Origin of the sequence: Sorangium aterium, assembly GCF_028368935.1 — a bacterium.
Taxonomy (GTDB): domain Bacteria; phylum Myxococcota_A; class Polyangia; order Polyangiales; family Polyangiaceae; genus Sorangium; species Sorangium atrum.
Window position 1 is genome coordinate 684,467 of the sequence record NZ_JAQNDK010000001.1, and the last position, 11,990, is coordinate 696,456.

General features: G+C 70.0%; 11 protein-coding genes. 10 read left to right on the top strand and 1 reads right to left on the bottom strand.

Translation table 11 applies throughout. The annotated features are described in order from the left end of the window. Positions 1-67 precede the first annotated feature (67 nt). From biuH to POL72_RS02315, 3 genes are read left to right on the top strand one after another with little or no spacing between them, the layout of a single operon-like run. Positions 68-763, top strand: coding sequence for a biuret amidohydrolase (biuH, locus tag POL72_RS02305; protein ID WP_272093341.1), 696 nt, complete (start codon positions 68-70; stop codon positions 761-763). Between the two features lie 2 nt (positions 764-765). After that, entirely contained in the window at positions 766-2,355 is a 1,590-nt protein-coding gene (locus POL72_RS02310) for an ABC transporter ATP-binding protein (RefSeq protein ID WP_272095903.1), read from the top strand. Next, positions 2,352-3,026 carry a cysteine hydrolase family protein gene (locus POL72_RS02315; RefSeq protein WP_272093342.1) on the top strand — a complete coding sequence of 225 codons (675 nt, stop codon included), beginning with the start codon at positions 2,352-2,354 and terminating at the stop codon, positions 3,024-3,026. The genes POL72_RS02310 and POL72_RS02315 overlap by 4 nt, the downstream gene beginning before the upstream one ends. A gap of 246 nt (positions 3,027-3,272) precedes the next feature. On the opposite strand, the gene POL72_RS02320 is transcribed toward POL72_RS02315, so the two are convergent. Continuing rightward, positions 3,273-4,406 (bottom strand): BMP family ABC transporter substrate-binding protein, encoded by a 1,134-nt coding sequence (locus POL72_RS02320; protein ID WP_272093343.1) that lies wholly within the window; start codon positions 4,404-4,406, stop codon positions 3,273-3,275. 235 nt (positions 4,407-4,641) lie between these two features. Here POL72_RS02320 and POL72_RS02325 point away from each other — a divergent pair, with 235 nt between their 5' ends. The 7 genes from POL72_RS02325 (at position 4,642) to POL72_RS02355 (ending at position 11,986) form a co-directional block, all read left to right on the top strand. Continuing rightward, positions 4,642-4,953 carry a cupin domain-containing protein gene (locus POL72_RS02325; protein WP_272093344.1) on the top strand — a complete coding sequence of 104 codons (312 nt, stop codon included), beginning with the start codon at positions 4,642-4,644 and terminating at the stop codon, positions 4,951-4,953. A 248-nt stretch (positions 4,954-5,201) separates the two neighbouring features. Continuing rightward, the gene (locus POL72_RS02330) at positions 5,202-6,092 is read left to right on the top strand and encodes a hypothetical protein (protein ID WP_272093345.1); all 891 of its coding nucleotides are present in this window, start codon (positions 5,202-5,204) and stop codon (positions 6,090-6,092) included. Between the two features lie 272 nt (positions 6,093-6,364). After that, positions 6,365-7,447 carry an ABC transporter ATP-binding protein gene (locus POL72_RS02335; protein ID WP_272093346.1) on the top strand — a complete coding sequence of 361 codons (1,083 nt, stop codon included), beginning with the start codon at positions 6,365-6,367 and terminating at the stop codon, positions 7,445-7,447. Then, a complete protein-coding gene (locus POL72_RS02340) occupies positions 7,444-8,169 on the top strand; it encodes an ABC transporter permease (RefSeq protein ID WP_272093347.1) in 726 nt (241 codons plus the stop codon). The genes POL72_RS02335 and POL72_RS02340 overlap by 4 nt, the downstream gene beginning before the upstream one ends. Further along, the gene (locus POL72_RS02345) at positions 8,166-10,151 is read left to right on the top strand and encodes a Gldg family protein (protein WP_272093348.1); all 1,986 of its coding nucleotides are present in this window, start codon (positions 8,166-8,168) and stop codon (positions 10,149-10,151) included. Before POL72_RS02340 ends, POL72_RS02345 begins: the two co-directional genes overlap by 4 nt. After that, positions 10,148-11,194 carry a DUF4340 domain-containing protein gene (locus tag POL72_RS02350; RefSeq protein WP_272093349.1) on the top strand — a complete coding sequence of 349 codons (1,047 nt, stop codon included), beginning with the start codon at positions 10,148-10,150 and terminating at the stop codon, positions 11,192-11,194. Before POL72_RS02345 ends, POL72_RS02350 begins: the two co-directional genes overlap by 4 nt. 162 nt (positions 11,195-11,356) lie before the next feature. After that, positions 11,357-11,986: a hypothetical protein gene (locus POL72_RS02355; protein ID WP_272093350.1), complete on the top strand. Its 630-nt coding sequence runs from the start codon at positions 11,357-11,359 to the stop codon at positions 11,984-11,986. Positions 11,987-11,990: the final 4 nt, after the last annotated feature.

The following is an 11,990-nucleotide window of genomic DNA, read 5'->3' on the forward strand; positions in this document are numbered from 1 at the left end:
CGAGCCCGGCGAGACGAGCGAACCGCACGAGACGAGCGAAACGCTGAATGACAGGAGGACTCGACCGATGCCCTACGTGGCCGCTGATCCCTACGCCTGGCCTTACAACGGCGCGCTCCGCCCCGAGACGACGGCCCTGATCGTCATCGACATGCAGACCGACTTCTGCGGGAAGGGCGGGTACATCGACCTGCTCGGCTACGACATCTCCCTGACGCGGGCGTGCATCGCGCCGATCCAGCGCACGCTCGCGGAGCTGCGCCGCCGCGGCTATCACGTCCTGCACACGCGCGAGGGCCACCGGCCGGACCTCTCCGATCTGCCGGCGAACAAGCGGTGGCGCTCCCGCCGGACCGACGGCGGTCGCGGAACGGGCGTGGGCATCGGCGATCCCGGGCCGTGCGGGCGGGTGCTCGTCCGCGGAGAGCCCGGGTGGGAGATCATCCCGGAGCTCACGCCCCTGCCCGGCGAGCCGATCATCGACAAGCCGGGCAAGGGCTCGTTCTGCGCGACGGATCTCGATCTCATCCTCCGCCAGCGCCGCATCGAGAACCTGATCCTCACGGGGATCACGACGGACGTCTGCGTGCACACCACCCTGCGCGAGGCGAACGACCGCGGGTACGAGTGCCTGCTGCTCTCCGACTGCTGCGCCGCCACGGATCCCGGCAACCACGCCGCCGCGCTGAAGATGATCAAGATGCAGAACGGCGTGTTCGGCGCGGTCTCGACCTCCGCCGCGCTGCTGGAGGCGCTCTCGTGACCATGGACCCACGCGTCTTCTCGAGCCCCGCGGCGAGGCCGCCCCGCGCCGCCGCCCGGGAACCCAGCCCCGCCACGCCGCCGCCGGCGCTCTCCGCCGCGGGGATCACGAAGCGGTTCGGGCCGCTGCTCGCGCTCGACGACGTCTCGCTGCGCCTCGCGCCCGGGAGCTTCCACGCGCTCCTCGGCGAGAACGGCGCCGGCAAGAGCACGCTGGTCAAGTGCATCATGGGCTATCACCAGGCCGACGCCGGCGAGGTGAGGGTCGGCGACGCGGCCCTGTCCATCAGGAGCCCGCGCGACGCGCAGGCGCTGGGGATCGGCATGGTCTACCAGCACTTCACCCTCGTGATGAACATGACGGTCGCCGAGAACCTGGTGCTCGCGCGGGCCTCGCTCCCCCTCGTGATCGACTGGCGCAAGGAGCGCGAGGCGATCCGCGCGTTCATGGCGCGCATGCCCTTCCGGCTCGATCCGGAGCGGACCGTCCGCGCGCTCGCCGCGGGCGAGAAGCAGAAGCTCGAGATCCTGAAGCAGCTCTACCTCGGCAGCAGGATCGTCATCCTCGACGAGCCGACCTCGGTGCTCACGCCCGGGGAGGCCGACGAGGTGCTCGGGATGCTCCGGTGCATGGCGGACGAGCAGCGGATCAGCGTGCTCATGATCTCGCACAAGTTCCGCGAGGTGACGGCGTTCGCCGACGAGGTCACGGTGCTGCGGCGCGGCCGGGTCGCCGGCCGAGGCAAGGTCAAGGACCTCACGCCGGCGGCCATGGCCGAGATGATGGTCGGCGCGCAGCCGGCGCAGATCTCCGCGGCGCGCGGCGACGCGCCCGCCGGGGAGCCGATCCTGCGCGTCGAGGGGCTCGCCGCGAGCGACGATCGCGGGCGGCCGGCGCTCGACGGCGTGACGCTCACGGTCCATCGCGGCGAGATCGTCGGGATCGCCGGCGTCTCTGGCAACGGGCAGGAGGAGCTCGTCGAGGTCCTCGCCGGGCAGCGGCCCGCGCGGGCAGGCAAAGTGCTTGTCCATGGCGAGCCGTACGGCGCCGGGCGCGCGCATATCCGGGAGCACCGGGTGCGGTGCCTGCCCGAGGAGCCGCTGCGCAACGCCTGCGTCCCCGCGATGTCCGTCGCGGAGAACATCGGGTTCCGCGTCTTCGACAGGCCGCCTTTCACGAGGCTCCGCTGGGGCGTGAGCCGCGCGGCGCTGAGGCGGTCGGCCGAGCGCCTCGCCGCGGAGTACGCCATCAAGGCGCCCTCGGTCGACGCCCCGATAGGCAAGCTCTCCGGCGGCAACGTGCAGCGCGCCGTCCTGGCGCGCGAGCTCGGCATGGACGAGGACATCGAGCTCCTCGTCGCCGCAAACCCCTGCTTCGGGCTCGATTTCGCGGCCGTGGCCGAGATCCGCTCCCGCATCCTGAAGGCGCGCAATCGCGGGACCGCCGTCCTCCTCGTGAGCGCGGATCTCGATGAGATCTTCGCCATGGCCGACCGTATCCTCGTGATGAGCGAAGGCCGCATCGTCCACGAGTCGCCGATCGCTTCGGCCGACGTCGCGGAGATCGGCCGCGCGATGGCGGGGCACCGATGACGGCGCGGCCCCTCGAGATCGCGGCGAAGCCGTACCCCTTCCGCGTCGCCGATCGGGACGCCGTGGCGCTGCTCGTCATCGACATGCAGCGCGACTTCCTCGAGCCCGGCGGCTTCGGCGCGGCGCTCGGCAATGACGTCAAGCGGCTCCAGCGCATCGTGCCGACGGTCCGGCGCGTCCTCGACGCGTTCCGCGACCACGGCCTACCCATCATCCACACGAAGGAGGGTCACAGGCTGGATCTCTCGGATTGCCCACCAGCGAAGCGGAGCCGGGGTGCTCCTGGCATGCGGATCGGCGATGTCGGGCCGATGGGGCGCATCCTGGTCCTGGGCGAGCCGGGCAACGACTTCGTGCCCGAGCTCGCGCCGGCGCCGGGGGAGCTCGTCGTACCGAAGCCCGGGAAGGGCGCGTTCTACCGGACGGGGCTCGACGCCAGGCTGGCGGCGCTCGGCGTCTCCCACCTGATCATCGCGGGCGTGACGACCGAGGTCTGCGTCCAGACCACGATGCGCGAGGCGAACGATCGCGGCTACGAGTGCCTGTTGATCGAGGACGCCACCGAGAGCTATTTCCCCGAGTTCAAGGCGGCGACCCTGGAGATGGTCCGCGCCCAGGGCGCGATCATCGGCTGGACCGCCCCCGCCGCCGCCGTCCTCGAAGCGCTCTGATCGACTGCTCGCTGGTTGTGTAGGAGGGAGTGCCGAGCTGCCCGGCCCGCGTGGAGGGTGCTCGTCGCGCGTCGCAGGGACGGGCAGAACTCGCCTGAGACGTCCAGTGCCCGACGTGCTGCGCACGCCGGACACTGGACGTAATTGGGGCTCAGACAACTGCCCGTCCCTGCGACGCGCGACGAGCACCCTCCACGCGGGCCTGCGGTGGACGCGAAACCAGGGAGGAGATTGGGCGACGCGAATTCAGTGCGTAGAGCCGAGGGCGCCGGCGACGAGGTAATCCATGCTCTCGAGCGCGATGTCGGTCTGCTGCTGCGCGACCGAATCGGCGATCACCACCTTGCCCTCATTGTTCATGATGGGCCCCTTGAAGATGGTGAGCGTGCCGTCCGTGAGCTTCGCCTTCGCCTCCTCGGCCTTCTTCTTCGCCTCCTCGGAGACGCCGGGGCCGTAGGGTGAGATCTTGATGTACCCCTCCTTGAAACCGCCGCGCAGGAGGTGCGGATACGGCTTCCCCTCGCGGATGAACGTGATGTAGTCGGTGTAGACCTTGGACCAGTTCCACTCGGCGCCGGTCAGGTACCCCCTTGGGGCGAGCGTCGCCTGGTTGGTGTGGTAGCCAGTGCTGAACACGCCGCGCCGCTCCGCGAGCTCGATGATCACCTTGGGTGAGTCGACGTGCGCGGTCAGGACGTCGACGCCCTGATCGATGAGGCTGTTGGCCGCCTCCGCCTCCTTGACGGGCATCGACCAGTCGCCGGTGAAGATCACGGCCGTCGTCGCGCTCGGGTTCACGCTCCGGGCGCCCAGCGTGAAGGCGTTGATGTTGCGGAGCACCTGCGGGATCGGCTTCGCCGCGATGAACCCGAGCTTGCCGCTCTTCGTGGTCATCCCCGCGACGATGCCGGACACGTACTCGGCTTCGTCGATGTAACCGAAATAGCTGCCGACATTGCTCGGGTGCTTCGACGCGTCGTAGAGGCCGCCGCAATGGAGGAAGATCTTGTCCGGAAACTTCTCCGCCACCTTGAGGATGTGGGGATCGAAGTAACCAAACGATGTCGGGAAGATCACCGTCGCGCCATCGAGGTTGATCATGCTCTCGAGCGTCTTCTGCACGGCGACCGTCTCGGGGACGTTTTCCTCCTCACGGGTCTTCACGCCGGCCAGCTTGGCGAGCGCGGCGGCCCCCTCGGCGTGCGCCTGGTTGTAGCCGTAGTCGTCCCTGGGGCCGACGTAGATGAAGCCCACCGTGAGCGGCTGATCGCTCGACCCCTCCTTGCTGCAGCCGGCCGCCGGCAGGAGCGAGAGCGAGAGGAGCAGTGGACGGAGGATGGCGAGGAAACGCTGCCCCCGTGCCACGACGGCCGCGGGCAACAGAGGAGTTCTCGGTGTGCTCTTCACTCCATGAATGTGTACGCGACTCCTCATTTCTGGAACTTTTCCCACGCGTGAATTTTGCGCGCTTCGCGTGATTACCGTTGAGTGGGCGCCGCGCGCTGTGGCATGGTTCCATCAACACGGGAGATTCGCGATGACAGCTACATTTTCAGCAGCGACGCGGGATTTTGTGCCTGTGCAGTTGCCATTCATCATTGCGAATGTCGCAACGATGGCAGCTCATCCGGAGTCAGTCCCCTGGCGGCGCTTCCGGGAGGGCGTCGATATTCATCGCCTCTATGGTAGCAGCGACACAGGCGCCTCGGCCGCGCTCCTGCGCTATGCGCCGGGCGCGTCCGTGCCGCAGCACGTCCATCGCGGCTACGAGCACATCCTCGTGCTCGCGGGCTCGCAGTCGGATGAGCGCGGACACCACCGCGCCGGCACGCTCGTGATGAACGCCCCGGGCAGCCGGCATAGCGTCTCGAGCGCCGAGGGCTGCATCGTCCTCGCAATCTGGGAGCAGCCCGTCGTCTTCATCTGATTCATCTGATTCATCTGATGTAAGCGCGCCGCCTGCGTCTGGACATCTCCTCTCCACCTCCTCGCGCCCTGCGGGGCTTCGCCGCTTCCAGACACGAAGGCCAGCGAGGCCACGCCGGCCTGACCTGGGTGCGGGGTACGACATCTCCGCAGGCACGTCCTCACCGGACCGCGAGCGCGCCCCCTGCGCTCGCTTTTTCGGGGCACAAAGGTTCAGGACCGCCGCGCTTTGCCGTAGGCTGGAGGCGCATGGATTCACGCGGGAAATCGCTCCCTCCGGGGCCGCTCGTCACGGACGAGGACATCCGGGAAGAGCTCCGGCGGCTGTTCGACGCCGGCCCCGACTCGGGGCTCGTCATCCGGGTCTATGGCGAGTCGGGCGAGGGGGCAGCCGCGGCGGACGCGTTCCGCGAGATGTTCGCGTCGCTGCGCATGTACGAGGGGAAGGCGCAGGACCAGCCGCTGGAGATCCTCGTCGACGCGCCGAGCAAGGCGCACATCACACGCGCGCTGTCCGTTCTCGGCCACAAGCAGCACCAGAAGCGGATCCTCGATCACATCCTCACCACCTTCGGGCGCCGGCTGATCGACCCGCTCGCCGAGATCCTCGACACGACCCCGACCGGCTCGGTGACGGCGCGGCTGACCATGCTGCGGGACATCTTCCTCGCGCACGTCGCGGATCTGCGGATGACGCCGGAGTCGCAGCAGATCCTCTCGAGCGACCTGCGCAAGCTCCTGAGCGACGACTACCTGGCGATGGTGGCGGAGAACGAGGAGCGCGTGCAGCGCCCGCGCGTGGCGATGCTCGCGCAGCAGATCCTGCGGCTCGTCGGCTCCACGTTCCATGACGCGCTCAAGCGGTGGCCGGCGCACGCCGAGCAGATCGCCTCGTCGATCGCGCGGCGGAGCCCGAAGAAGGTCCGGCTGAGCGAGGTGCCGAAGCTCATCCGCGGCCAGATCACCGACGGCATCGAAGAGTTCCTGTGGATCGAGACGAGCGCGGACATCGAGGGCGCGCTGCGCCCGATGCTCGCGGAGCACCAGGACGTGATGCCGGTGACGCAGGCGACGCTCGACCGATCGACGTACCGCGAGTTCGCGGACGCCTGCTGGGCGATCATCGCCGAGCACTGCTGACGGCAGGGCGAGCGCTGCCGGATCGCCGACCCCGCCGCGCGGCAGGCTGAGATCCATCACGTCCTGGTCGCTACGCTCACCGCTTCACCGAGTATCCCGTTCGACGCGTCTGGAGGGGAAGACCGCCCTCCGGAGCGCACCCCGCGCGCCGCGTCGGGAATGATTTCCGCCACCCGCTGTTGTAAGGGGCCGCTGGCGCCTGGACCGCCGCGCTCTGCGGCATCCGAATCGCCGGCGCGGAGAGTCTTCCCTTCGCGGAGGGGTGCACGGCCGTGATCGAAATCAGCGACCTATACAAGTACTACGGCGACCGGAAGGCCATCGGGCCCCTGTCGTTCTCGATCGAGGCGGGAGAGATCGTCGGTCTGCTCGGCCTGAACGGCGCGGGCAAGACGACGACGCTCAGGATCCTCGCCTGCGATCTGCTCCCGTCCGCGGGCCGTGTGCTCGTGGACGGACTGGATGTCGTCGACCACCCCCACGAGGTGCGGTCCCGCATCGGATACCTCCCCGACAGGCCGCCGCTCTACGACGAGATGAGCGTGCGCGCCTTCCTCCACTTCGCGGCGCGCCTGCGGGGCGTCGACGCCGGCGCGGCCGACGCGCGGGTGGCCGAGGCGCTCGCGGTGACGCAGCTCGACGACGTGGCCGCGGATCCCATCAGCTCGCTGTCCCACGGCTTCAAGCAGCGCGTCGGCATCGCGCAGGCGATCGTGCACAAGCCGCGGCTGCTCGTCCTCGACGAGCCGATCAGCGGCCTCGATCCCGTGCAGATCGTCGAGATGCGCGCGCTGCTCCGGAGCCTGCGCGGCAAGCACACCATCCTGCTCTCCAGCCACATCCTCTCCGAGATCAGCGAGACGTGCGATCGCATCCTCGTGATCCGGGACGGCGAGATCGGCGCGCAGGGGACCGAGCAGGAGCTCTCGGCCAAGCTGCTGCACGGCGTCCGGGTCGAGCTCACGGTGCGCGGCCCCGCGGCCGAGGGCGCGGGCTACCGCGTGTCGCGCGGCGAGGCGGCGAAGGCGCTCGACATCACGCGCGCGGTCGAGGGCGTCACGTCCGTCGAGCAGCTCACCACGACCGAGCCGGGGAGCGACGTCGTGAGCTTCGCGGTCGAGGCCGACCGCGACGTGCGCGCGGCGCTGTGCGCCGAGCTCGTGAAGGCGGGGATCGGCATCCTCGAGGTGAAGCGGAGCGAGCGCGAGCTCGAGTCGGTGTTCCTGCGGCTCGCCTCGCGTGGGGCGCCCGGGGCGAAGGACAGGTCCGCCGCGGCCGACAGGGCGAGGGCCGGCGGCGACGCAACGAAGGCCCCTGCGGAGGAGCAGGCGGAGGAAGGCGAGGGCGAGACATGAGAGGGACATTGCTCGTCGCGCGGCGGGAGCTGTCCGCGTACCTGAGATCACCGCTCGGGTACGTCGTCGCCGCCGCTGCGCTGCTCATCGACGGCATCTACTTCCAGGTCGCGGCGCTCGGGTCGGGCGCGCGGCTGTCGGCGGAGGTGCTGCTCAAGTTCTTCGACGGCACGGCGTTCATCACGATGGTCGCGGCGCTCATCCTCTCGATGCGGCTCATCGCCGGCGAGCGCGAGAGCGGGACGCTCATCCTGCTCAAGACCGCGCCCGTGCGCGACGGCGAGATCATCGCCGGCAAGTTCCTCGCCGCGCTCGCGCTGGTGTCGCTGATGACGGCGATCACCATCTACATGCCGCTGCTCATCTTCGTGAACGGCAAGGTGTCCGTCGGGCACATCCTGGTCGGCTACTCCGGGGTGCTGCTGCTCGGCGCCGCGTCGCTCGCGATCGGGCTCTTCGCCTCGACGCTCGCGGCGAGCCAGGTCATCGCGGTCATCCTCGGGGCGGCGATCATCGGGACGCTCGGCTTCCTGTTCCTCGTCGCCCGCGTGACCGAGCCGCCGCTCAACGACTTCGTGAGCGCGCTGAACCTCTACCCGCTCAACCAGAAGCCGTTCCTGAACGGCGTGCTCCGGCTGGAGAACGTCCTGTACTACGTCGCGGTCGCGTACTTCTTCCTGCTCGCGGCGACCCACACCCTGAAGGCGCGGAGGTGGCGGTGAAGGACAAGCAAGCTCAGGCCGACGAGGCCGAGATCCGCGGCGAGGGAGCGGGCTCCGCGCCCCCGCCGGACGCCGGGCGGGAGGCCCCGCCGGCCGGCGAGCCGGCGCCTGCCGCGCCGCGCACAGCGCCAGCGATCCGCGCGGGGGGCTGGATGGTCCCGGCGTACGCGGGCGCGCTCCTCGCCATCTTCCTCGGCGAGCGCGTGGTGCCCACGATCGAATGGCTCCGCTATGCCCTGTCGGGGCTCGGGTTCCTGACCCTGGCCCTCGTCACGGCGCTGCGCTTCGCGACGGCGGTGCGCGAGGCGGGCGAGCGCCGCGCGGTCGAGCGCGCGCTCGCGATCCTGTCGGCGCTCGGCGTCGTCGCGGTGGCGGCCTACTTCACCACGACCGACGCGGGGCAGGCCATGCTCGGCGCCTCGCGCGCCGCGCCCGAGCTGCGCGCGCGCATCCACGCGGCCACGACGGTCGCCTGGATCGCGCTCCTCGTCATGGCGACGGTGCCGCTGTTCTTCGGCGAGGCGGCGCTCGCGCCGATGCGGCGCGCCGAGCGCATCGAGGGCCGGCGGGTGCGCGCCGCGACGCTCTCGGGCGTGACGCTCGCGTTCGCCGCGGTCTACTCGGCGCTCTTCGTGTTCGCCGCGAGCCAGCTCGATCTCAAGGCGGACTTCTCGTACTACCGCACGGCCCGCCCGGGCGAGTCCACGAAGCGCGTCGCCGAGAGCCTGACCGCGCCGCTCAAGATCACGGCCTTCTTCCCGCAGCAGAACGAGGTCGGCGCCGAGGTGGAGGGCTACCTGCGCGAGGTGAAGTCCGCGTCGCCGCAGATCACCGTGGAGATGCAGGATCGCCTGCTCGTCCCCGCGCTCGCCAAGGAGGCGAAGGTCACGCAAGACGGCGTCATCGTGCTCTCGCGCGACAGCTCGCGCGAGACGCTCACCGTCGGCTCCGACATCAAGAGCGCGGGCGCCAAGCTGAAGAGCCTCGACGCCGACTTCCAGAAGGTGCTGCTCAAGGTGATCCGACCGCAGCGCACCGCCTACCTGACGGTCGGCCACGGCGAGCTGAACGAGTCGGCCAGCTCCCCCGAGGGGCGGACGACCAAGAACCTCCGCAAGCTGCTCGAGTCCCAGAACTACATCGTCAAGGACCTCGGGCTCGCCCAGGGGCTCGGCAGCGAGATCCCGAAGGACGCGAGCGTCGTCATCGTGCTCGGCCCGCAGAAGGCGTTCCTCCCGGAGGAGGTCGCGGCGCTCAAGCGGCACGCCGACGAGGGCGGGCACCTCCTGCTCGCGCTCGATCCGGACGCCAAGGTCGATCTGGATCCGCTCGCCGGCGCCGTGGGGCTCACGTGGAAGCCCGAGGTCCTGGCGAACGATCGGGTCTATGTGCGGCGGCGCTACAACGACTCGGACCAGGCGATGCTGGTCACGACGCGGTACTCCTCGCACGCCTCGGTGTCGACGCTGAGCCGCCACGCGCAGCAGGCGCCGACGATCTTCCCGGGCGCGTCGTCGCTCGACAAGCGCGACGGCGGCGACCAGAAGATCGACTTCGTCGTCCGCTCGCTTGGCGAGACGTTCGCCGACGCGAACGGCAACTTCAAGTTCGACGCCGACAGCGAGAAGCGCAGCGCCTACAACCTCGCCGCGGCGGTCTCGAAGGAGCTCGCGCCCGGCGGGGACGACAAGGAGAAGAAGGAGCTGCGCGCGTTCGTGGTCGCCGACGCCGACGTGTTCAGCGACGCGGCGTTCAGGAACGAACCCAACATCGTGCTCGCGCTCGACGCGCTCCGGTGGCTCGGCGGCGAGGAGAGCTACGCCGGGGAGATCACGACGAGCGAGGACGTCCGGATCGAGCACACGAAGGAGAAGGACCAGGTCTGGTTCTGGGCCACGATCCTCGTGGCGCCGGCCATGGTGCTGGGTCTCGGGCTCTTCATCACGCGCCGCGGGCGGCGCGCGAGCGGGAGGCGCGCATGAGGTTGGAACGCAGCTTTTTCGTGCACCTCGGCCTTGTTGTGGTCGCGGCCTTGTTCGCGGTCCTCGCCTGGACGCGCGACGAGAAGGCGGCCGCCCTCTCGGTCGCGGACGTGACCGTCTGGGCCGGCCGCGCCGACGACGTCGAGCGCGTCGCCTTCGAGGGGAAATCGAAGACGGTCGTCCTCGAGGCGAAGAAGGACAAGGAGGGCCGCTACTTCGTCGGCACGACGGAGCGCAAGACGACGCCCCCGGCCGAGAAGCCGAAGGACCCGCACCAGAACCCAGACGACGCGGAGCAGGACGACGAGCCGCCCGCGCAGGCTGAGCCGACGGTGAAGACGACGACGTTCGTCTCGGTGGCCGCCGGCAACAAGCTCGCCGAGGCGATCGCGCCGCTGAAGGCGCTGCGCTCGATCGGCCGCATCGGCGACGACCGCGCGGCCGAGTTCGGCCTGGCCGAGCCGGAGGGCACGCTCACCGTCAAGCTGCGCGGCGCCGAGCGAAAGCTGGTCCTCGGCGGCGCGACGCCCGGCGGCGCGGACCGGTACGCGCGCGACGAGGCCACGGGCGAGGTGTACGCCATCAAGGGCGACATCTACCGCGATCTCGACACCGCGGAGTCACGGCTCCTGGAGCGGGATCTGCACGAGTGGAAGGACGTCGATCTCGCCAGGGCGCGCGTCATCGCCGGTGACAAGCGCCGCGAGGTCGTGCGCAGCGGCGACGAGGGCAAGAAGTTCTGGGCCGATCCGGCGAGCCCCGAGCAGAACGACGAGACGGTCGGCAACTGGATGACCAAGCTCGACCGCCTCCGTCCCACCGAGTACGTGGCCGCTGCCCCGGAGCAGAAGGAACTCGTGGTGCGGATCGAGTACACAGGCCGCTCCGGCGACATCGGCTTCGCCGAGCTCGTGAAGGGACCCCCCGGGGCGAGCGGCAAGCCCGACTATTTCCTGGTCACGGAGCGCACCCGCCTTTACGGCAAGGTGCCGGTCGGCGTCGCCGAGCAGGTCGAACAGGACGTCGGCGCCGTCGTCAAGTAGCCCTTGCGCCTCGCGACCGCGCCGGGCGGCTGCTCCGGCGCGGTCGGCCTTCCGTGCGGCGCCGGCCGCGCCCTGCGACGCAAGCTGCCTCCCCCCAGTCGCTCTTTACTTGCCGTACCGGGTCCGGTCCTGCAACGCTCGGGCGCAATGTTCTTCCGACGATTGCCTACCCTAGCGCTGGGCGCTGCGGCGGCGCTCGCCGCGGCGTGCAGCTCGCCGCCTCCGCCGCAACCTGTAACGGCGCCGCCGACCGTGACCGCGACGCCTCCGCCTCCGCCTCCCCCTGCTCCGAAGCCCTGCAAGGCGCTCGATGAGCAGTGCCAGGCAGAGGCGTCGACCCGGGCGAAGATCGCCCAGAGCTCGCTCGTGTTCACGCCCGCGAAGGGCTGGACCTACGCCCAGGCGGAGAGCGCCACGATCGCGCAGGCCGCGGACGAGGGCCCGGCCTTCGCGACGGCGCAGATCGACGCGGGCGAGGGCAAGCAGGCGATCGAGAAGCGCGACGCCGCGCTCGAGGCGCTGGCGCATGAGATCAACGTGACCTTGCCGAAGAAGAAGGTGAACTGGAAGAAGCCCGACGACATCAAGGACGTCGCCGGGCGGAAGATCGGCCTTTGGCAGAAAGAGGGCGCGACCCGCGGGGCCAGGAAGGGCCCGCTGCTGATCTTCGGCGACACCGGGAAGGACGGGGAGATCGTGCTGGGGCTCGGCTTCGTCCCCGAGGACGACAACTCGGGCGCCGACGAGACCATCCTGCAATCGATCGAGTCGATCTCGGTCGCGGCGGAGTGACCGC

Bases quoted from the DNA above. Each gene is read 5' to 3' on its own strand.
- POL72_RS02350 (WP_272093349.1), top strand. From the start codon at position 10,148: ATGAGGTTGGAACGCAGCTTTTTCGTGCACCTCGGCCTTGTTGTGGTC.
- POL72_RS02340 (WP_272093347.1), top strand. From the start codon at position 7,444: ATGAGAGGGACATTGCTCGTCGCGCGGCGGGAGCTGTCCGCGTACCTG.
- POL72_RS02310 (WP_272095903.1), top strand. From the start codon at position 766: ATGGACCCACGCGTCTTCTCGAGCCCCGCGGCGAGGCCGCCCCGCGCC.
- biuH (WP_272093341.1), top strand. From the start codon at position 68: ATGCCCTACGTGGCCGCTGATCCCTACGCCTGGCCTTACAACGGCGCG.
- POL72_RS02330 (WP_272093345.1), top strand. From the start codon at position 5,202: ATGGATTCACGCGGGAAATCGCTCCCTCCGGGGCCGCTCGTCACGGAC.
- POL72_RS02325 (WP_272093344.1), top strand. From the start codon at position 4,642: ATGGCAGCTCATCCGGAGTCAGTCCCCTGGCGGCGCTTCCGGGAGGGC.
- POL72_RS02315 (WP_272093342.1), top strand. From the start codon at position 2,352: ATGACGGCGCGGCCCCTCGAGATCGCGGCGAAGCCGTACCCCTTCCGC.